Source organism: Ekhidna sp. (assembly GCF_040223195.1).
Taxonomy (GTDB): domain Bacteria; phylum Bacteroidota; class Bacteroidia; order Cytophagales; family Cyclobacteriaceae; genus Ekhidna.
Genome location: NZ_JAVKDX010000017.1, coordinates 63,454 through 83,229, shown reverse-complemented (window position 1 = coordinate 83,229; position 19,776 = coordinate 63,454). Strand labels below are relative to the sequence as shown.

The window sequence follows — 19,776 nt, the reverse complement described above, 5'->3', positions numbered from 1 at the left end:
TTTCTGGCAAAAGTAGAAAGTTATTCCAATTTCTTAAACCACCCGCTTCTCAATGTAGTCCGAATTGAAGATGCTGAGCGCTCCCATGTATTTCAGCTTGAAGGATACCAGATCCCCCACTTTGTATTTGCTGCTGGATTCACCAAGATCCACAATCAGCATGTCTGAGCTTGCACCCGTAATCTCAATGGAATCATCATCCGGAATCAGAAAATCCGCCGAAACATCAAGCAAACCGATATCCAGAATGGCCCGGTGGGAAGTTTTTCCATAATCCTCCTCATTGATTTTGTAGACTTCTCCTGATGGATTGGCTTCCATGTATCCGATCGGAACCTTAGGCTTCTCAGTGATCTCAATGATCTCTGAATGTAATTTGAAAACGTCTCCTTCCATGCCGGGAACTACTTCCTGCGTAAAGAGATCGAGCCCAAAAAACAGTGTCTCACCAACCCGAAAATGATTGATGCCGTTTGGTATTTGCTTCTTGAAGATCAAAGGAATGACCACCGAGGTGCCACCGGTTACCCAGGGGATCTTTCGGTTGAACTTAGCTTCAATAAGTTGCTCATAAAGTGAGAGTTGTATCAGTTTATCTTCTGATGGCATTACCCCATACAGACAGTTCAGGTTGGCCCCAATTCCTGTCACTTCGATGTTTGGCAGGTTAAATACTGACTCATAAAAGTCCATTAGGTGCTCCCCCATCACTCCTTCCCGCAGATCACCTAACTCGATCATGATGATCACCTTGTGCTTCTTGTTTTGCTTCACTGCTTCATCTGATATCCATTTGATGGTTTTGTATTCTGTATTGAAGCTGGCATCTGCATATTTCACCAGCCGGGGGATGCTTCGTTTGGCTGGTGGCTTGATGTAAACGGTTTGAACCTCCGGGCTGAGTTTCTTGATAGCTTCCAGGTTACTAATGCGGGAATCGCATATTTCCTTCGCTCCAAGGTTAATCACCTCCTGAAGGTACTTTTCATTTCCGCAGAGGAGCTTGGATACCACTGCCCATTCAATCTCATTCTCCCTGAATAGCTTGTCCAGGAATTGATAATTCTTCTTCAGTTTATTCTTATATAGTTCGATGTAGGCCATTTGTTATCTGATTATTCGTGGTATTCTACTGGGCAGACGAGTCAATAGTTCATAATTCAGTTGATCACTGAGCTCACCAAAGGAAGCCACACTGATCTCGACATCTCCGTTTCTTCCTATTAAAGTTACTTCATCCCCTTTTTTTACGTTTTCAATGCCTGATACATCAATCGCCATGTTGTTCATATTTACCATCCCCACCACCGGTACGCGATATCCACCGATTAAAACCCTGCCAGTATTGCTGAGCGAGCGACTGAAACCGTGTGAATAGCCAATCGGGATGATTGCTATTTTCATATCCCTTTGAGCCAGGAATGTGGTTCCGTAACCAATAAATTCGCCCATTTCCACCTTTTTCACGCTCATCACAGAGCTTTTCCAGGCGATGAGCCGGCGCAGTGGTTCGGACTTATCTTTCCTGCCTTTCAGGTATTCAATGAAGATTTCCCTGCTTGGCCAAAAGCCATACTGCAGAATACCTATGCGAACCATGTCCCCATGCATATCGGGCAGCCGAATGGATGCGGCAGAGCAGCACGTATGTCTCATCTTTGCCTCGATACCATTATCAACCAGCATCCGGGTCAGTTGATTGAATTTCTTCTTTTGCTCTTCCACCCTCAGGTAGTTGGCAATACTCTCCGCACCAGCATAATGTGTGCAAAAGCCTTCAATCGTTAAGTGATCCTGGTATTCTTTGAGCAGAGGGATAAGACGTCCCACCTCTTCCATATCAAAGCCGGTCCGGTTCATGCCAGTCTCCAGTTCGATATGAATACGTGCTTTCTTGTTAGTGGATTTTGCGATTTCCGCAGCTGTTTTCACCCGGTCAAACTCGAATACGAAAAAGGAAATATCATTGGCAATAGCCCAAAGAATGTCATTATTGGCTACAAAACCCATGATCATGATCTCCGTATCAGGCTTATTTTTGGCATCCAAAACCTCCTTGGCTTCATCTGCACTGTGTACGGAAAAGTGATCAATCCCCAGCGATTCGGCCATAGGTACAAAATCCATGACACCATGACCATACGCATTGCCCTTCACCACCGAAGAGATGCGTGTCTCCGCACTGATAAATGACCGGAGAAAACGGAGGTTGCTTTCGTATGCCTCCCTGCTCAGTTCAATGTAGGACGTGCTATTCATTAAGGGCTTTTTCTACGATGGTGGTGAACATTTTTATGCCGGTCTCAATGATCGCATCGGGAAAATCATAATCCGGATTATGCAACGCCGGACAGTCTTCGCCTGAGCCAATGCCAAACATGGCACCAGGGAATTTTTGGGTAAACAGACCGAAATCCTCTCCCCACTTAAATGGCCACTCTCTTTGATGGGTATCGAAATCATTCGATTTAGCTGCATCTAAAATGTATTTAACTGCTCTTGGATCATTTTTATTGGACTCAAAAGCTTCGGCCCAATCAATTGTGTAGGTCAATTTGTGACTTCCGGTAATTACCTCAATCCCATTAAGGAGACGGTTAGCTAAATCGTCCATCACTTCACTGCTCCAGGTCCTGAGGGTGTAGTGTACTTCCCCATATCCGGCTGAAACGCCGTAAGAGCGCTCCCCCATGTGTAGGTAAATTGGAGCTGTAAGTGCAAAATCATCTCTTTTCAAATCAGGCTGAGCCTCCTGCTCAAACAAGCTGATCAACTCAGAAATGGCTTTGGCCGGATTAATACCCAACTCTGGCTCTGCAGCATGTGAGGTTTTACCATGTAGCTTGATGATAATGCTCTTCGCTGCAGCAGTAAAATTGTGCTCCTTGTATACAATCTGGTGGAGCGGATAGCCGGGCAGATTGTGTAAGGCAAACACATGATCAGGCTGGAAATTAAAGGCAGGATCTCCCAGAATTGCCTTGGCGCCCTCCCCATTCTCCTCCGCAGGTTGGAAGATCAATGCCAACTTTCCATGGCTGATCGGATTTTTATGAAAGTGTGAAGCCACTCCGCACATGATTGCTGTGTGCCCGTCATGTCCGCACTTATGAGAGATGCCTTCATTTTTTGACTTGTAATCAAAATCGTTGATCTCCTGTATTGGGAGTGCGTCATGATCCGACCGAAGCATGATCGTCTTGCCGGGCTTTCCGGAATCAAACACGACCATCACACCTGTGCCACCCGCTTGCTGTCCCTTTATCCCATTCCTTCTTAGGAAATCAAGGATTCGCTTTTGTGTCTCCTTTTCCTTCTGAGATACTTCCGGAAACTGATGCAGCTCCCTCCTGAAGGCTGTTAAGTCCGCTATTCTCCTCTTTTCCATCGCATTTCAAGGTATTTATTGGTGAAGCCGAGCTTCTCATATAGACGCTTAGCGGGGTTGTTTGGCTCCACGTGCAAGGCAATGTCCCCCTCGGTTTCTTTGAATGCCCGCTCCATAAGCTGCCCACCAATACCTTTACCTCTGTATTCATTGTGTGTGGCGATATAAACCAGAATGTTTTCAGGGATATATCCTTCCATGCCCGTCTTATTGATGATGGTGGCTCCAATGAGGGTGTTCCCATCCCAGGCCGTGAGGATCAGTCCTCCGGGGTGTTTGCCTGCATTTAGTGCATATTCGATGCATTTCCTGATATCTTCCTTAGAGTCACCAAATTCATCCAAATGGCGATGCAGGAAGCTCACCACTTCCTCTTTTTCATAGAGGCCTACCGTCTGGGCAGGGAAGTATTTCTTAAAGGTTATTTCCATTTTTTCTTTGATTTTTAATAAGTCCAATTCCAAAAAATAATAGCGCTGCAACTATGATTCCGTAGAGGTTGGGATCCAACCCAAGCCATTTAATCTTTAGTAAGGTAAGGCTTGTAGTGACCACACCCCCGGCAATCATGGCTACAAATGCTCCTGTTCTGGTTGATTTCTTCCAGTAGAATGCTCCAACAATAGGGATAAAAAGCCCCGACACCATAAAGGCATAGGAGAATAGCATGGCTTCCAGTACATTTTCCAGAGAAAGTGCAATGACCAGGGAAATCACACCAAGCACCAGTGTGGCCAACTGAGAGGCTCTAAGCGATTTCTTGTCCATCTCCTCATCTCCTCCATCCTTAAACCTTAGTATATCGGTCAAAAATGAACCAGAGGATGCCATCAGGCAGCTATCAGCGGTTGACATCACGGCAGAAAAATAGGCAGCTAAAACGAGCCCCATCAACCCATGAGGCAGGACGGTTCTCAATAGCACCGGCAATCCCAGTTCCGGATCCATCTCTGCTGAAGCTGCAAAACCAACAACCTCGAACAATCCTTGCTCATAAGCTACCCTGCCAAAAAGCCCAAGAATGACACCAAGAAACGCCATCATCGGCCATTCAAAAAGCCCAGCAATAAACCACGCTTTTTTCGCTTGCTTCTCGCCTCTACTCGCAAATATTCGCTGGTAAAGGGTCATTCCTACAAACCAGATCGGGATGATCGTGACCGACCAGTTGACCAAATCCCGCCATGTAAGGTTGGTGAGTGTGAGATAGTCTTTATCAAGAATGGCATTTATGGCCTCCCATCCTCCAATAGCCTCAAAGGCAAACGGTATCCCTGCGAATAAAAGACCAGCCATCAGAATGATCCATTGGAAAGTATCGGTGTAAATCACCGCTTTCAATCCACCCAGGATGGTATATCCCACCGCCACCACACCCATGACAAGCACAGCATGGGTAAATGAAAAGCCAACGAACGTGCCGGAAGCCAGCTTTGCACCCGCAATGATTTGAGAGCTGGTGAAGCCCAGATACCCAATAGTAGTGATGATACCCGCCAGGATAGCTACTCTTTTTCCGTAGAAATGCTCAAATATCTGAGGTAAAGTAGTCAGCTTCTTGATGCCAGGCAGTTGATAGACTTTGGGGATCAATACTACTGCGGCCAGCCATGCACCGATAAGACCGGTAAACAATAACCAGGAACCTGAAAGGCCCATTGTGAAGCCTAATCCGCCCAGGCCTATGGAAAAGCCACCTCCTACATCCGTAGCGACTACCGAAAGCCCGATATGCCAACTGGAAACGTTCCTTCCGGCTACATAATAATCATCACTGGTTTTATTCTTTCGGTAGAAATAGAGCCCTACGAGGAAAACCAAAACAACGTAAATAGCAAAAATTGCTATATCAAAGATCACAGACCACTCCTTTCTTTTAGGAGACGTGGCAGGTAATTATGAGAGGTCTTTTGGTTTTTGAAAAAGAAGATAACTTCTTGCTGCTTTGGTTAAAAGTGTTTTGCAAAGGTAAAACATCGGGAAGCATGATAAAAGTTTCATGGTGATTTCGTGTATTCCCACAAATACTTGTGAGATTTAAACCGATGAATGTGAAAACAAAATATAGCCTGCTACTTATCCTTTTCCTGGCCTCTTGTGCACCACTGAGTAAGAGTCAGCTCAAAATGTCTAATAATTATTACGAATCTATAGCTAACTATCCGAGATACTACCGGGAGCTGAATGTGGCAGTCGCAGACCTTGACCTTGAAGCCAAAAACCTTAAAAGTTCGCTCCAAACCACAGATACCGAGCGGATTGAAACGATTATAAACTCAATCAATGAATATGAAGATGCCATGAGACTTCCTGATAGCATTCAGGTTCATACAAGGTACATTGACCAATACGTCCAAGACTATTATTCCTTGATTCCAAATGGTTTTAGTATCTATCGTACACTGAAAGGCACAACTGAAACTATCGGGGGAATCTTTGGCCTGGGGGGTGTGGTCAGCGGAATCCTACCAAGCAACCCCAGCAGCATCAACCCAACCAAAAGAAGGAAGATTCAGGAACAGGTGCTGACGTCAGGGACTGAATTAAGAAAGTCTTTAACCATACTTAGGAATTATATTGACAAGTCTTTCATCCCCAGGCTTGAGTATATCGACCGCCAATCCATTGAAGATTTTGAGCGGCTTCTGGAAAGCATCAATAACTCCACTCCTCCGCTGGAATACTACACGAGACACAATCGGATGCTTACCGATTTCTATCAGCGGCTCTATCGCACAAAGAGCCTGGTAAAACAGCTATCGAAGGCGATCGATAGTTTTATGGTTGTGGAAAAGGAACTCACAGATCGCTTCGCTGAAAAAGCAAATATTGATATTGAAGAAACTCACCTAAACGAACTAATAAATGATATGCAGAGGATCAACTACCTCATGCATGATCTGGATGATTACAAACAAAAAAGTACTCTTTGAGCACAAAAAAGCCATCCTGTATCACAAGATGGCTCCTTTAGCGAAAGAAAATATTTCTTAAATCTCTGTAAAACGAAACACCGGCTCAAGCTGATTGATATTTGAGTATGCCACATCCAAATCAATGATTTTACCATCCTCAAGTGAATATACCCAGCCGTGAATTTCAAGTTCCCGATTTTTCCAGGCTTTCTGAACAATGGAGGTTTTAGCAAGATTGTGAACCTGCTCTATTACATTAAGCTCCACCATTTTCTTTTCCTTCTCCACCGGATCTGAGATAGCATCCAGGGTTTTAATGTTATTCTGATATATATCCTTGATATAAGCGAGCCATCGTCCTACGAGACCCACATAGGTAGTGTCCATCGCTGCTTTTACCCCACCACATCCATAATGTCCGCAAACGATGATATGCTTCACATGGAGATACTCAACGGCATATTGTAAAACACTAAGCATATTGGTGTCAGAATGTACCACCTGATTGGCTATATTTCTGTGCACAAATATCTCCCCAGACTCTGTACCGGTGATCTCATTAGCAGGAACCCGACTATCAGAACAGCCAATCCATAAGAACTCGGGAGCCTGACCTTTGGCCAGCCTTTTGAAAAAATCCGGGTCCAGATTAAGTTTTTCCTGTATCCACTTTTCGTTTCCTTTTATTAGTCGTTCGTAAGATGCTCTCATTCCTATTGTTTCATTTAGGTTGTTAAATATTCAATTATAAGTACAAAGATGTCCGATTCGGTCGTTTACAGGCTCGGAAGTTTAATTACCGTTAATGTAAAATAATATAACTATTTCAATAAAATTCGTTCTATTTGCATCTGGATTCATCACTAATTATTAATCTTCTCATAATAAAAACGTTGGATCCGAACCGCTTCGGCCCAACGGAGCGGTTATTTTTTTTATTTTAACCTCTGCTCCCATTCGTACGCTCTTCGCTCAGAATCAATGCGCTCCCGTACTTCCGGATCATTAAGAAGATGATGCTTACTTCCCTTCGAAGTAAAATGCCACTCGCCACAATCCTCACACAAATAGATATTTACAGGTCCCTGACCATCCCTATAGCTGTTTCTAATATGATTTTGAATCAGAGCTTCTATGGCCAAAGACTCAACCGCAAAAGAAAGCTTACCGGAAATGCACCTACTTTTCAATCTCCAATCCTTTTGCTTTCCAATCAGAGAACCCACCAGAGTAGTCATAAATCGTCTTAAACCCTACCTCTTCCATCATTTTGGAGGCTCTGCCACTCCTTCCCCCGCTAGCACAGTGTATTACGATAGGTTTGAAAACATCCTGCTTTTTGATCTCATCAATAAAGCCCTCTGCCAAAAAATCAACATGCAAAACCCCTGGGATATGACCTTCATCATATTCATTCCTAGTGCGAATATCAATAACCGTCACCCCTTCAGACTGTAACTGCTTCAACTTTTCAGCATTTACCAGTTCGGTTGGTTTCTGATCCGTGGCTGCTGAGCATCCAACTAAAACAAATAAAAAATATATCGCTCGTATCATCGTACTAATCTATGAGTTGTATTAAACTATAAGTCAAAAATCAGGTTTTTTACGTAGGTTAGGGATAGTTGCTATTACTTACCTTAGCCCGGTCACCCGTTTTGGATCGAAATTTGATAAATCCGGTAGTCAATTGCTTAAAGATATGAAAACCATTTTTTTCAGCACCTTAATTCTCTTGGCCAGTATAGCCTGGGCACAGGACGAAAGCGAACGTTTAGATGAGAAAATTGATCAGATCACATACGATTGGGACCTGGAAGCAGACAAGCTTTCTACCTATGCAGGGCTGCAGCAGTTGTGTACCGATGAAGGATATAGAACCAAAATATTAAAACTGCTAGATGATATCCATCACTATGATACGGTTCTTTATGGTGTGCTGGTAAAGCTTTCCAAGACAAGTGACGATAAGGAGGTTCATAAAACCCTGAAAGACATCAAGAAGTTTGAAGAAGAATACGACTCCAACAGTTTTATACACTTCATGAATGAAGAATGTAAAGCCATGCGAGATATAGAACGACACTCGGAGGATACCGCCAATGATGTTGGGATCAACTCCTATTCGGGACAGGTATATCTACTGGAAACAGAGCTATATAAATACGTAAAACATATCACCTCACGTGTTGATAAGATTCGGCTACATGTGCACCACCTAAGTAAGCACTACGGAGGCTAGCCTAATTTTTCAGCAAAAATTTTCTTGAATTTTTCAACCTTAGGTGCTACCACCATAGCACAGTACGGTTGGTTTCCATTTTGATTAAAGTAATCATCATGGTAGGCTTCTGCCTCATAAAAAACATCCAAGGGTGATATTTCTGTTACAATTGGATCCGCCCATATGTCTGACTCGCTCAATTTCTTCTTATAAGATTCTGCGAGGCTCTTTTGGTGATCATTGTGATAGAAAACGACAGATCGGTACTGAGTTCCGATATCATTTCCCTGCCTGTTAAGTGTGGTTGGGTCGTGAGTTTTCCAAAATACTTCCAGTAGCTCATCATATGAAATCATCTCAGGATCAAAATCAAATTGAATGACCTCTGCATGACCAGTTTCCCCGGTACACACCTCTTTATAGGTCGGGTTTTTTGTGTGCCCTCCGGCATATCCGGACTTCACATTGGAGACTCCCTTTAGGCGCTGAAACATCGCTTCAGAACACCAAAAACATCCTGATCCAAACGTTGCTTTTTCCATATAATAAATTATAAGTTGGCAAATCTAACTTCTTATGGAATGATTTAGTTCCTATTTCAATTCAGTAGATCTGAATTGTTAATTTAGAGCCCTAATCAATCGGTATGGAGTATTACATCATCATTGCGGCCTCACTTATTATCATCTTCTCCTATCTCTTTAATAGGATTTCGGAGAAGTCTAATATTCCATCCGTTTTGCTATTGATATTCCTGGGGGTCTTAGGCAGGGAATTCATCGGACTATTTGGAGTAGAGAAAGCCACCATCCTGGAAATATTCTCCAGAATCCGAATTTTGGAAGTGTTGGGGACATTGGGGTTGATCTTAATTGTTCTGGAAGCAGCATTGGAATTGAAAATTGCCAAGGATAAGTACCGGCTCATTTCAAAAAGTTTCTTTATTGCGCTGATCGGGCTATTGCTTTGCATGTTTGCTATAGCCGCAATACTGACTTTTTCATTTCCATCCATGGATTGGTCTACCGCACTAATCTATGCCACGCCGCTCTCCATTTTGAGTAGTGCGATTGTGATCCCCTCGGTGGCCAACCTGAATGAAGAGGATGAAGAGTTCCATATCTACGAAAGCACCTTTTCTGACATTCTGGGTATTATGATCTTTTATTTCCTCGTAGAGCTTGGTAAGCCCACCAGCAACATGATGGTGTTAGGGGATTTCACATTTGGCCTTGTGGTGACGATTGTCACTTCGGTTATCCTCTCCTACGTTCTCATATATGTCTTTCAAAATCTGGAGACCAAAGTCAAACTCTTTCTGATGATTGGCGTGCTATTCTTGCTGTTTAGTATTGGAAAACTCATGCACCTCTCATCTTTATTGATCATTCTGGTCTTTGGATTGATATTGAATAACTATAAAATCTTCTTCGTGGGCAGGTTGAAAAAATACCTCCGTCCCATGGCCATCGAAAACATACGGGAGACCTTTTTGATGATCACGATAGAATCTGCTTTCGTGGTACGAACCTTCTTTTTTGTAATCTTTGGATTTTCCATAGCCCTTTCCACTCTGCTGGACATTAAGGTGGCAATAGTGAGTGCGACGATTCTGGCGATCATCTACATCACACGGTTTGTCTCCTTTCTTCCGTACAAGCATGAGAACCTAAAAAGGGCAATAGCGATCGCCCCAAGAGGATTAATTACGCTTCTGCTTTTCTATTCCATTCCTGAAGAATTCCTTTTCGAGGACTTCAAATCAGGGATTCTCCTGTTCATCATCATTGTGACCAGCCTGGTGATGACATCAGGTTTGATGAAGAAGGACAAGAAAAAAGGGGAGGAAATTTCCGAAGTTGAATAACTTAGCTATCACAGCCTATCGAATTGACATGAAGAAAATCAATGCACTTGCCCAAAAGGGACAAATAAACGAAAACGCGAGTATTCGGGACTCCCACTCCACAGTCATCAATGCGGATATTGAAAAAGTGTGGAGTATTTTAATAGACATGGAAGCCTGGCCGACCTGGAACTCTGGCGTGAAAAAAGTGACCGTAGAAAGTGAAGTAGCCGAAGGAACGGTATTTCGATGGATACAAGGCAGGACCAAGGGCGTCTCGCAGATTCAATCCCTGAAAAAGCCCAATACACTAGCCTGGACAAGTAAAGCTAAAATGGTAAAGCGCATTTACGTGTGGTCTTTGGAGGCGGACGATAACCAAACCATCGCCACAATCAGTGCCTCATTTGAGGGTGCATTTGTTGTCTTGGCAGAGAATCACCAAAAAGTATATGACGAGCTTCTCACCTGGCTGGAGAGCCTAAAGGAAAAGGCCGAGGGGTAATTACTCCCCAGACTCTTTTGGTTTTGTGAGCTCTCTTAGCTGCTGCTGAACTATCTGAAAGCCCGGCTTCATTTCCAACACTTCTAAATACTTGGCTTTTGCTCCATCAATGTCTCCCTTTTTCTCAAGAATCATCGCCTTCACCCGATGGGCTGCAATCTTTAGTTTCACATCCTGCCCCGCACCGTCAGCGGTTGGGAACGTGATGGTTGCCTCATCTGATTGGGGGTCGCCAATGATAATATCCAACGAGGTATTTGCCTCGGCATATCTTGCTAATTCGAATTGAAGGAAGGAAATTTTATAGAGCGTGTTAATGTCACCATTGGCCAGGTATAGCTTCTCGTAGTTATCAAGGGCTCTCCCCTTCACGCCGGCATTGTCAAACGCTGCAGCCGCCACCTCCATGGCAAACTGATTTTGAGGATTGATTCTAAGGGATTGCTGGGCTACCAGGGCAGCCGAAATATTCTGATTGTACTCGTAATAAAGTATAGCCAACGAATCATAAAGGGCTGTATTCCCGGGGTTTTCCGCCAAAAGACTGTAAAGTGCAGTTCTGGCTACCACAGGATCGTTGAACATCTTGGCAGAGTTATAAATAAAGGACTGTTTCCTAAGCTCCCACGGGATAGAATCACCCGGAACTATCTCCTGGCTCTGTCCACTGGCAAACCCCACACATAAAACACTAAGTACAAACAATATCTTTTTCATAGTCTTGATTATCTAACAGCGTGCAAACATAGCTATTTGTGATTGGAGGCTGAAATGTATTTTCCTGAGGGGGTCAGGCCATATTTCTTGCCTATTTCCATCATCAAATGGAACGCCTCCCTTTCGTCATTCTTGATGCGCCCATCCAGAATCGCTTCCTTTATCTCATTCTTGATATCACCAATCACTTTCGAAGGTTTAATGTCAAACACTTCGATGATCAGCTCCCCTGATACCGGTGGATTAAAATTCATCACCCGATCCCGCTCCTCTACCTCCTGTATTTTCTTCTCTACCTTCTTAAAGTTGCCCTGATACTTCTTTACCCGCTCCGGATTCTTGGAGGTCACGTCCGCTTTGCAAAGTGTCATCAGATCCGCCACATCTTCCCCTGCCTCAAAGACCATCCTCCGCACCGCCGAATCGGTGACCCGGTCATTTACAAGCGCAATAGGCCTCAGGTGCAAGCGCACCAACTTCTGGACATACTTCATTCGTTCATCTAATGGAAGCTTCATTCGCTTAAAAATCTTCGGCACCCATTTGGCACCCATATCTTCATGCCCGTGAAAGGTCCACCCCACCTTTTCATTGAAACGCTGGGTGGCCGGCTTGGCGATATCATGCAAAATGGCCGCCCACCTCAGCCAGAGATCGTCGGTCATCTGGCAAATATTGTCCAGCACCTGAAGCGTGTGATAGAAGTTGTCTTTATGTCCCTTCCCATCAATTTTCTCCACTCCCTGAAGATCCGCCATTTCCGGAAAGATCAACTTCAGCAGTCCACTATGAAACAAAAGCTGAAACCCGTAAGAAGGCTTGTCCGTCAGAATGATTTTGTTCAGCTCATCCGTGATACGCTCCTGGGAAATGATGGAGATGCGCTCCACATGATCAATAATGCCCTGAAAGGTGTCCGGCTCAATATCAAAATGAAGCTGGGACGCAAAACGAATGGCACGTAGCATCCGCAGCGGATCATCCGAAAAGGTAACTCCCGGCTCCAATGGTGTCCGCATCAGCATGTTTCTCATATCCTCCATTCCATTGAATGGATCGATGAGTGCCCCAAAGTCCGCTTCATTGAGGCTGATCGCCATCGCATTGACGGTGAAGTCCCTGCGGTTCTGGTCATCCTCCAGTGTTCCGTCTTCCACGATCGGATTGCGGGATTCCTTTCGGTAGGATTCCTTTCGGGCACCTACAAATTCATACTCAAAGCCTTCATAATGAATGGCAGCCGTGCCAAAGTTTTTAAACACCGAGAGAGTAGCCCCATCACCTAGCTTGTCAGCCACAGCCTTTGCTAATTCAATTCCACTTCCAACACACACAAAGTCAATGTCTTTCGAAGGTCGCTTTAGGATCAAATCGCGCACATAGCCACCAACCACATAGACGGGGACACCCAGGTTCTTTCCAGCCTCGGATACCTGGGAAAATATCGGTTGGGTCTGTAGGTGTTTAGAAAACGTGGTTGACATTTAGCAAAGATAGTTTTCTATCAACCATACGCCCGTGTGAGGTGAGATCGTTCATCAAAAAGTTCATCAAACTGAATGGTTCCCTCCTTGGAGAGGATTCCCCGAAAAAAGCTCCTCAGCTGCTTGCTCAGGAAAATATGGAATTCTTTCTCAAACTCAATCGCCGGATAATCCAGTGGTTTGCCAAAAAGGAAAGTAGTCAGTGTCTCTTTATACATCATCAGGGAGACCATCGGATCCACACGCTGATCAATCATTCCTTCGTCCCTGCCCTGATTGATCAAAGCAGCAAAACGATCAAATACCGCAGTATCTACATGATCCGACACGATTTTGGAAAGCTTGTTGGTATCATGAAAAACCGTTCGCAAAACCGGCAGGCTGATATGCCGGACACTCTTATACATCAATTCGATGTAATCGATCAGTTTGGATACAAATGGCTTGTCAGAATTTATAATCCCCTGCGACTCCTGCACAATATCGCTGAGCTTCCATCTTCCCATTTCCACAAACAGCTCTTCCTTGTTTCTAAACAGAAAATAGATAGTCTTCTTGCTCATCTTGAGTGAGCTGGCAATACCATCCAGCGTGGTGGCTTGATAGCCTTTGGTTGAAAAATGTGCGTAGGCCGCCGCTAATATACGTTCTCGCTTATCCAATGCTCGCCTGATTTGTCGCCAAAAATAGAAGGCTCAGGCTTCATGGGCAATGAAAAAACGCAGATAATCTGATTGAATGAAATAGATTTGTTGCTGATGAAAAAGGAGGAAGCAAAATCCCAAATAGAGGCACTCACCGATGAGCTGAATCACCACAATTACCTCTATTATCAGCAAAGTAAACCGGAGATTTCAGACTTTGAGTTTGACCAGAAACTGAAAGAACTGGAAAAGCTGGAGCAGGACTATCCGGAGTTCAAGTTGCCTCATTCACCTACCACACGTGTTGGCGGGGACATCACTAAAGATTTTGAAACTGTCCCTCACAAATACCCCATGCTCTCGCTGGGCAACACCTACTCCAAGGAGGAGCTGGCTGATTTCGACGGAAGGGTGCAAAGAGGACTGGGCACGGATGATTACGAATATATCTGCGAGCTGAAATTTGATGGAGTGGCCATCAGCCTGCGATACGAGAGTGGCATACTAGACAAAGGGATCACTCGAGGAGACGGCACGAAAGGTGACGACATCACCACCAATGTAAAGACCATCCGATCCATTCCTTTGAAGATCCAGGGCGATGACTATCCTGCCTCATTTGAGGTACGGGGCGAAGTATTTATGCCCAAGGAGTTTTTCATCGAACTCAATGAGCAGGTGAAAAAAGAAAACGAAGAGCGGGAGCTGGAAGGAAAATCCCCGCTGACACTCTATGCCAATGCCAGAAATACCACGTCAGGCTCACTGAAAATGCAGGACTCAAAAACAGTGGCCAGCCGTAAGCTCGATTGCTACCTCTACTCCTACCTTGATGATTCCAACACATTCGAAACACATGAGGAATCTTTGCGCTTCCTTGAAAAATCAGGCTTCAATGTCTCACAGACGTATAAAAAATGCAAGACAATTGATGAGGTCTTTGAGTACATCAATCATTGGGATCAGGAGCGACATAAGCTCCATGTAGAGACGGATGGGATTGTAATTAAGGTCAATAACATTGCCCAGCAATCCGAGCTAGGGTTCACAGCAAAGAACCCCCGATGGGCCATCTCCTACAAATTCAAAGCAGAGTCAGCCGTAACAACCCTCAACAACATTACCTATCAGGTAGGACGCACAGGAGCCATCACCCCGGTGGCAGAGCTGGAGCCCGTACTGCTTGCCGGCACCACCGTGAAGCGGGCCTCCCTGCACAATGCCAATGAAATTGAGCGGCTGGATGTACGGATTGGCGATAGCGTGAACGTGGAAAAAGGCGGTGAAATCATCCCGAAGATCACCGGAGTGAACCTGGAGCAAAGACCAGCAGCTTCCACCAAAGTGGAATACATCACTCACTGCCCGGAGTGCAACACGGTACTAATCAGAAAAGAAGGGGAAGCACAGCACTACTGCCCAAACAGGGACACCTGTCCCCCACAGGTGCAGGGAAGGATCGAGCATTTCATTAGTCGCAATGCCATGAACATCGAGTCGCTGGGGCCCAGGACCATCGCGGGATTTCTGAATAAAGGACTGATCAAGAACCTGGCAGACCTCTACACACTTACGTTCGAAGACATCAACAACCTGCAGTTTGAAGAGGTGGATGAAGCCACCGGCGATGTATCCAGGCGATCGATCAAAGAAAAGTCTGCACTCAACATCATTGAGTCCATTGAAAAATCGAAAGAGATTCCTTTTGAACGTGTACTCTTCGGGCTGGGCATACGGTACGTTGGGAAAACGGTAGCCGAAAAACTCGCTCAACATTTTGTGACCATTGACCGTCTAATGAATGCGTCCTTTGAGGAAATCGTGGATGTGCACGAAATTGGCGAACGCATTGCAGAAAGTGTGGCTGCCTATTTTCAGGATGAGGAAAGCATCCGCATGATTGAAGCGTTGAAGGAAGCAGGCCTTTCATTTGAAGTGGTGCGGCAGGAAGGCACGGATGATAAACTGAAAGGACTTACGTTTGTAGTTTCGGGAGTTTTCGAAGGATTCGGTAGAGATGAGCTGAAAAATATCATCAAGCAGCGGGGCGGCAAGGTGGCCAGCAGCATCTCATCCAAGACCAACTACCTGGTGGCCGGAGAAAACATGGGGCCGGCAAAAAAAGAAAAAGCCGATTCGCTTGGAATCACTATTTTGAACGAGACGTCATTTAGAGAACTTTTAGAAAATGATTAAAAACATTTTCCTTAACCACAAAGGCAAGCCAACACTTGCCGGCAAGGAACACTGCTCCTACGCTGAGTCTTCCAGCATCGGGATACTTTACAATTCGAATGAATTCAGCTCTGAGACCATCAATAAACTGGAAGAGCTGATCAAAAACGATGGAAAAAGCGTGGCTAAAATCGGCTATGCAGACAAGCCATCTGAAGATGTGCTCATCTTCCACAAGAAGGATATCTCCGGCACGGGCACCATTAGGAAGGACAACCTTTCGTTCTTCATCAACCAAACGTTCGACTTCCTCATTTCCCTGGATACCTCCGAAAATATCAACTATAAATACGTGCTGGCACTCAGCAAAGCCACCTGCAAAGTAGGTTTCGAGACAGAACAGTACTACGATTTGCTGCAACTCGCCCTAAAGATGGACGAAAGCAAACCTAAGGCAGTAGCAAATATGGTGAGGTATTTGAAAATGATTTAGAACTCACCCCCAACCGAAACGTCGGACCGCCCTCTCCGCACAGAGAGGGGGGCGATTGCGGTAAGCATAGCACCTGTTCTCCTGAGTGAGGCGAAGAATCTGGGATTGTTCGGCTGGTACTTCCTTTATTAAAGAGATTGCGGTTGGTGTAACATTAAGCCTGTCGAAATATTTGTGCGGGTGGTACATCCTGACTCGAGGTTATAATGAAGTAAGACATCCCCCTCCCTCCCACATCCAATCACACCCCCCTTCTAAGGGGGAATATTTTCTGGCTACACCCACACAATCGCCGGTACGGCAAAACCCGCTAAAACCACGGGGTTGGCCTTGGGAGATGGCCGGGATTTGGTTTTAGCTTGATTTTTTTGCCTCGTTTTTGCATCAAGGCAAAAATGAGGAGCCTAGCGACTTGAGCGAAAAAATAGAAAAGAAATGAAGAGATAAAACTATCTCCTACCATCCTTACCTTTGCTCCCAATGAAAGCAGAACTGAAAGGAACCGGTGTGGCACTGGCCACTCCCATGCATGCAAACTATACCGTAGACTACCCCTCCCTGGAAAAGCTACTCAACCACATCATCGCCGGAAATGTCGACTATATTGTGGTGCAGGGTACCACGGGTGAGTCTCCTGTGTTTTCGTGGAGTGAGAAGTTGGATATTCTCTCATTTGTGCTGGATCATTTGAATGGCAAGAAGCCGGTTGTCTTTGGTCTTGGTGGCAACAATACGTTTGACCTCATTGAAAAATCAAAAGATCTTAAGGACTTTGATCTTGCAGCTATCCTTTCGGCAAGTCCTTATTACAATAAGCCCTCGCAAGAAGGGATTATCCGGCATTATCAGATGCTTGGGGATGCCTTCCCCCACCCGATCATTTTGTACAATGTGCCGTCCCGTACTGCCTCTAACATGGAAGCAACCACCACGCTGGAGCTGGCAAAGCACCCAAACATCCTTGGCATCAAAGAAGCCTCTGGTGACTTGGACCAGTGTAGAGAAATAGCCGACCACCGACCGAACGACTTCATGCTCATCTCCGGTGACGATGCGCTGGCGTATGACATCATAAAGATGGGTGGCGAAGGAGTGATCTCGGTAATAGGCAACCTGATGCCTGCCGAATACACCACGATGGTGAACACCGCCATCAAAGACGACCATGCCACTGCAAGCAAATTCAATGACGACCTCTCCATCGTTTACGACATGCTTTCGGAAGAAGGCAACCCCAGCTCCCTCAAGGCCGGGCTGGAAGTGCGAGGCATCTGCGCCCGCACAGTAAAGCCACCCCTCTACGACGCATCGGATGCGATGGTAGAGAAGTGGAAGCGATATTTTGATGCTTTAGACCAATAAGTCCTTACATCAATTTTCCTCCGGCAGCTGTTCCATTGTATTGACTTTGAAATGCGAATAAAGCGAGGGATGGACGTAGAACTTGTTGTTGTTTGAAATATCCTCCTTGCGAATGGTTATTTCATCATAGTAAAAGGAAGTTGGAAATGTTGGGCCTTTCTTAATCCCGACAATACCAATATGGTATAATATGAACAGTATTCTTTTGAGAAAAACAACAAACTTTATTTCATCATTCTTCCATTCTTCAACTACCTTCTTCAAAGAACCTCTGAAATTATAATCAGCGTCAATTTCAAGGTAAATATTTTCAAAGTGATTCTCATTCAAAGACTTCAGTCTAAACCCATCACTAATACCATTCAAGAATGGTGTTAATAACCCTATTTCTCCATAGTTTTCTCTCCATTCATCTTCCAATGCTTCAAATCGATCTGTTGAGTATGGAACCTCAGCTTTATGAATTATATCTTTTGTGAATAATGTCTTACTATTAGCTTTCTGAATTGCGCAATTCACAAATGAGATCAAATCTCTAGGACGCATATAAGTTCTATCTAGAACATACTTAAACCCAGTTTCTCCAGTTCTCCGTGTTTCATAAAAGGCCCTTGAAACATCAAGGTTATTCTCTGTAATATTTCTCAATCTTGCGTCAACAAAATCGGTTAATTCCTCCTCGTCCCACGTAAGGTTTGCATAAAGTGGTTTTAACTTCTCTCTTTGTCCGCCCTCATGAAGACTTCCTAGCTTCAATAAATCACTTAGGTTTTCACGTAATGAAATAACGATTTTTGCTCCTTGGAATTGGCGGAACTCCTTAACTACTTCAACCATTGCGTCAATCAGAGCATATTTAAACTCAGTTTCTATCCACTCCTTGTCTAAATCATCAATAAGAATGAAGAACTTCTTTTGATGATCTGTGAACAAATCTGATTTCATAATCCCAATTATTTCAATCAACTCTTTTGATTGTACTTCATGAATTACAGATTCAGCTTTGTGCTTTATTTCTGTCCTAGAAATCGTTTTAGCCTCAGAAGATTGATCTAAGGCAAGACCAATATCCTTTATAGTTAAACCGGTTTTAGCACATAAACCCTCTACTAATGACTTCTCCAATTCCTTAATCTGATACTCTGTATCAAGCCAAAATTTATCAGCCCAATTATCGAGATATTTTAATGCCTTTTCTTTTTTGGGATCAATTCTTCCTAATCTCTTGAAGAGTGCCTCCTTGATATTTTGAATCCATATATTTTTCTGTTCCTTTTCATAGTCATTGGGGAAATACAACTTGAGAAGCTCTACAACAAAGACATGCTTCCAAAGAACTTTGAAAAACAAATTGAGATTTATCCCTAAGCTTTTGAAGTAGGATAGTACAGTTGAGTTACTTAAGTATCGAAGTGACAGAGATTCTGGTTCAATTCTAGTAACATTCAGGCACTTCTTCTCGATGTATTTTATTATTGCGCTTTTACCAGAGCCTGTTCTACCTAGCAATATTGATTTCTGAGACCTTGTGTTGATTACCTCCTCAAGTATTTGGCTCTTCACGTATACATCAAACAATAGCTCATCAGTCTCCGCATCAGGCGATCCAATATTGAGAGTTTTTTTGATTCTGAACTTTTTAGACATACGATTATTTTGTATAAATGTAACTAAACCATTATTTATTAAACTTTATAAAATAGGCTAAATAGATATTTGATAAGTTCAAAATGTATGGAAATAGGTCATTCAAGATAAATCAAAAAAAAAGGGAGCCAAATGGCTCCCTAATTTCTTTATCGGTCGATCTATATAGAATCGATTATCCTTTGTTCTTGATGTCTTGAACTTCTAGTCTGATCTCTTGAGCAAGATTTTTCATATCCTGCATACCTTTTCTAACTCTAGTACCGGCGGCATTGTTTTTCTTATCGTAGAATTTTTCGAAATCAGCTTCAAGTGATTCAACCATTGACTTAAGTTGTTCAAATCTTTTCATGTTATAAGGTAATTAAGGTTATCG

The 19,776-nt window shown here is 44.0% G+C and carries 21 protein-coding genes; 7 read left to right on the top strand and 14 right to left on the bottom strand.

Annotation, left to right across the window (positions count from 1 at the left end; genetic code table 11):
* Positions 1–33: 33 nt before the first annotated feature.
* The 5 genes from RLN88_RS10835 to RLN88_RS10815 are packed head-to-tail and all read right to left on the bottom strand — an operon-like array spanning position 34 to position 5,248.
* Complete coding sequence (locus tag RLN88_RS10835; protein ID WP_350221419.1) at positions 34–1,104, bottom strand: alanine racemase; 1,071 nt, start codon at positions 1,102–1,104, stop codon at positions 34–36.
* Positions 1,105–1,107: 3 nt separating this feature from the next.
* Complete coding sequence (gene alr / locus RLN88_RS10830) at positions 1,108–2,259, bottom strand: alanine racemase (protein ID WP_350221418.1); 1,152 nt, start codon at positions 2,257–2,259, stop codon at positions 1,108–1,110.
* A complete protein-coding gene (locus tag RLN88_RS10825) occupies positions 2,252–3,388 on the bottom strand; it encodes an amidohydrolase (RefSeq protein WP_350221417.1) in 1,137 nt (378 codons plus the stop codon). Before RLN88_RS10825 ends, alr begins: the two co-directional genes overlap by 8 nt.
* Entirely contained in the window at positions 3,370–3,819 is a 450-nt protein-coding gene (locus tag RLN88_RS10820; protein ID WP_350221416.1) for a GNAT family N-acetyltransferase, read from the bottom strand. Before RLN88_RS10820 ends, RLN88_RS10825 begins: the two co-directional genes overlap by 19 nt.
* Positions 3,803–5,248, bottom strand: coding sequence for a sodium:solute symporter family protein (locus RLN88_RS10815; protein ID WP_350221415.1), 1,446 nt, complete (start codon positions 5,246–5,248; stop codon positions 3,803–3,805). The genes RLN88_RS10820 and RLN88_RS10815 overlap by 17 nt, the downstream gene beginning before the upstream one ends.
* A 191-nt stretch (positions 5,249–5,439) precedes the next feature.
* On the opposite strand from RLN88_RS10815, the gene RLN88_RS10810 reads away from it, so the two are divergent.
* Entirely contained in the window at positions 5,440–6,321 is an 882-nt protein-coding gene (locus RLN88_RS10810) for a hypothetical protein (protein ID WP_350221414.1), read from the top strand.
* A 57-nt stretch (positions 6,322–6,378) separates the two neighbouring features.
* Here RLN88_RS10810 and RLN88_RS10805 read toward each other — a convergent pair whose 3' ends face one another.
* The 3 genes from RLN88_RS10805 to RLN88_RS10795 form a co-directional block, all read right to left on the bottom strand.
* On the bottom strand, positions 6,379–7,014 hold the full coding sequence (locus RLN88_RS10805) for a carbonic anhydrase (protein WP_350221413.1): 636 nt from the start codon (positions 7,012–7,014) through the stop codon (positions 6,379–6,381).
* 224 nt (positions 7,015–7,238) lie between these two features.
* The gene (locus RLN88_RS10800; RefSeq protein ID WP_350221412.1) at positions 7,239–7,493 is read right to left on the bottom strand and encodes a hypothetical protein; all 255 of its coding nucleotides are present in this window, start codon (positions 7,491–7,493) and stop codon (positions 7,239–7,241) included.
* Positions 7,483–7,860, bottom strand: a complete 378-nt coding sequence (locus RLN88_RS10795; protein WP_350221411.1) for a rhodanese-like domain-containing protein — start codon at positions 7,858–7,860, stop codon at positions 7,483–7,485. The genes RLN88_RS10800 and RLN88_RS10795 overlap by 11 nt, the downstream gene beginning before the upstream one ends.
* A 145-nt stretch (positions 7,861–8,005) precedes the next feature.
* On the opposite strand from RLN88_RS10795, the gene RLN88_RS10790 reads away from it, so the two are divergent.
* Positions 8,006–8,545: a hypothetical protein gene (locus RLN88_RS10790; protein ID WP_350221410.1), complete on the top strand. Its 540-nt coding sequence runs from the start codon at positions 8,006–8,008 to the stop codon at positions 8,543–8,545.
* Here RLN88_RS10790 and msrA read toward each other — a convergent pair.
* Positions 8,542–9,069, bottom strand: coding sequence for a peptide-methionine (S)-S-oxide reductase MsrA (gene msrA / locus RLN88_RS10785; RefSeq protein ID WP_350221409.1), 528 nt, complete (start codon positions 9,067–9,069; stop codon positions 8,542–8,544). The genes RLN88_RS10790 and msrA overlap by 4 nt on opposite strands.
* Before the next feature lie 104 nt (positions 9,070–9,173).
* Between msrA and RLN88_RS10780 the strand changes: the two genes are divergently transcribed.
* Both RLN88_RS10780 and RLN88_RS10775 read left to right on the top strand, forming a co-directional pair.
* Complete coding sequence (locus RLN88_RS10780) at positions 9,174–10,394, top strand: cation:proton antiporter domain-containing protein (RefSeq protein WP_350221408.1); 1,221 nt, start codon at positions 9,174–9,176, stop codon at positions 10,392–10,394.
* Positions 10,387–10,878, top strand: a complete 492-nt coding sequence (locus RLN88_RS10775; RefSeq protein WP_350221407.1) for an SRPBCC family protein — start codon at positions 10,387–10,389, stop codon at positions 10,876–10,878. Before RLN88_RS10780 ends, RLN88_RS10775 begins: the two co-directional genes overlap by 8 nt.
* Here RLN88_RS10775 and RLN88_RS10770 read toward each other — a convergent pair whose 3' ends face one another.
* Genes RLN88_RS10770 through RLN88_RS10760 form a run of 3 tightly spaced genes read right to left on the bottom strand, consistent with a single transcriptional unit; the run spans position 10,879 to position 13,741 of the window.
* On the bottom strand, positions 10,879–11,595 hold the full coding sequence (locus tag RLN88_RS10770) for a tetratricopeptide repeat protein (RefSeq protein ID WP_350221406.1): 717 nt from the start codon (positions 11,593–11,595) through the stop codon (positions 10,879–10,881).
* A 32-nt stretch (positions 11,596–11,627) separates the two neighbouring features.
* Positions 11,628–13,079 carry a CCA tRNA nucleotidyltransferase gene (locus tag RLN88_RS10765; RefSeq protein WP_350221405.1) on the bottom strand — a complete coding sequence of 484 codons (1,452 nt, stop codon included), beginning with the start codon at positions 13,077–13,079 and terminating at the stop codon, positions 11,628–11,630.
* A gap of 20 nt (positions 13,080–13,099) precedes the next feature.
* On the bottom strand, positions 13,100–13,741 hold the full coding sequence (locus tag RLN88_RS10760) for a TetR/AcrR family transcriptional regulator (protein ID WP_350221404.1): 642 nt from the start codon (positions 13,739–13,741) through the stop codon (positions 13,100–13,102).
* Positions 13,742–13,837: 96 nt separating this feature from the next.
* Between RLN88_RS10760 and ligA the strand changes: the two genes are divergently transcribed.
* The 3 genes from ligA to dapA all read left to right on the top strand — a co-directional run bounded on the left by ligA (position 13,838) and on the right by dapA (position 17,753).
* A complete protein-coding gene (gene ligA, locus RLN88_RS10755) occupies positions 13,838–15,919 on the top strand; it encodes an NAD-dependent DNA ligase LigA (RefSeq protein WP_350221403.1) in 2,082 nt (693 codons plus the stop codon).
* Positions 15,912–16,391 carry a DUF6913 domain-containing protein gene (locus RLN88_RS10750; protein WP_350221402.1) on the top strand — a complete coding sequence of 160 codons (480 nt, stop codon included), beginning with the start codon at positions 15,912–15,914 and terminating at the stop codon, positions 16,389–16,391. The genes ligA and RLN88_RS10750 overlap by 8 nt, the downstream gene beginning before the upstream one ends.
* A gap of 480 nt (positions 16,392–16,871) precedes the next feature.
* The gene (gene dapA / locus RLN88_RS10745) at positions 16,872–17,753 is read left to right on the top strand and encodes a 4-hydroxy-tetrahydrodipicolinate synthase (RefSeq protein ID WP_350221401.1); all 882 of its coding nucleotides are present in this window, start codon (positions 16,872–16,874) and stop codon (positions 17,751–17,753) included.
* A 9-nt stretch (positions 17,754–17,762) separates the two neighbouring features.
* On the opposite strand, the gene RLN88_RS10740 is transcribed toward dapA, so the two are convergent.
* Both RLN88_RS10740 and RLN88_RS10735 read right to left on the bottom strand, forming a co-directional pair.
* Positions 17,763–19,400: a P-loop ATPase, Sll1717 family gene (locus RLN88_RS10740; protein WP_350221400.1), complete on the bottom strand. Its 1,638-nt coding sequence runs from the start codon at positions 19,398–19,400 to the stop codon at positions 17,763–17,765.
* A 175-nt stretch (positions 19,401–19,575) separates the two neighbouring features.
* Positions 19,576–19,752: a BF3379 family histone-like protein gene (locus RLN88_RS10735; RefSeq protein ID WP_350218310.1), complete on the bottom strand. Its 177-nt coding sequence runs from the start codon at positions 19,750–19,752 to the stop codon at positions 19,576–19,578.
* Positions 19,753–19,776 lie beyond the last annotated feature (24 nt).

Bases quoted from the DNA above. Each gene is read 5' to 3' on its own strand.
- RLN88_RS10740 (WP_350221400.1), bottom strand. From the start codon at position 19,400: ATGTCTAAAAAGTTCAGAATCAAAAAAACTCTCAATATTGGATCGCCT.
- alr (WP_350221418.1), bottom strand. From the start codon at position 2,259: ATGAATAGCACGTCCTACATTGAACTGAGCAGGGAGGCATACGAAAGC.
- RLN88_RS10765 (WP_350221405.1), bottom strand. From the start codon at position 13,079: ATGTCAACCACGTTTTCTAAACACCTACAGACCCAACCGATATTTTCC.
- RLN88_RS10770 (WP_350221406.1), bottom strand. From the start codon at position 11,595: ATGAAAAAGATATTGTTTGTACTTAGTGTTTTATGTGTGGGGTTTGCC.
- RLN88_RS10750 (WP_350221402.1), top strand. From the start codon at position 15,912: ATGATTAAAAACATTTTCCTTAACCACAAAGGCAAGCCAACACTTGCC.
- ligA (WP_350221403.1), top strand. From the start codon at position 13,838: ATGAAAAAGGAGGAAGCAAAATCCCAAATAGAGGCACTCACCGATGAG.
- RLN88_RS10795 (WP_350221411.1), bottom strand. From the start codon at position 7,860: ATGATACGAGCGATATATTTTTTATTTGTTTTAGTTGGATGCTCAGCA.
- RLN88_RS10820 (WP_350221416.1), bottom strand. From the start codon at position 3,819: ATGGAAATAACCTTTAAGAAATACTTCCCTGCCCAGACGGTAGGCCTC.
- RLN88_RS10835 (WP_350221419.1), bottom strand. From the start codon at position 1,104: ATGGCCTACATCGAACTATATAAGAATAAACTGAAGAAGAATTATCAA.
- RLN88_RS10780 (WP_350221408.1), top strand. From the start codon at position 9,174: ATGGAGTATTACATCATCATTGCGGCCTCACTTATTATCATCTTCTCC.
- RLN88_RS10805 (WP_350221413.1), bottom strand. From the start codon at position 7,014: ATGAGAGCATCTTACGAACGACTAATAAAAGGAAACGAAAAGTGGATA.
- dapA (WP_350221401.1), top strand. From the start codon at position 16,872: ATGAAAGCAGAACTGAAAGGAACCGGTGTGGCACTGGCCACTCCCATG.
- RLN88_RS10825 (WP_350221417.1), bottom strand. From the start codon at position 3,388: ATGGAAAAGAGGAGAATAGCGGACTTAACAGCCTTCAGGAGGGAGCTG.
- msrA (WP_350221409.1), bottom strand. From the start codon at position 9,069: ATGGAAAAAGCAACGTTTGGATCAGGATGTTTTTGGTGTTCTGAAGCG.
- RLN88_RS10735 (WP_350218310.1), bottom strand. From the start codon at position 19,752: ATGAAAAGATTTGAACAACTTAAGTCAATGGTTGAATCACTTGAAGCT.
- RLN88_RS10790 (WP_350221410.1), top strand. From the start codon at position 8,006: ATGAAAACCATTTTTTTCAGCACCTTAATTCTCTTGGCCAGTATAGCC.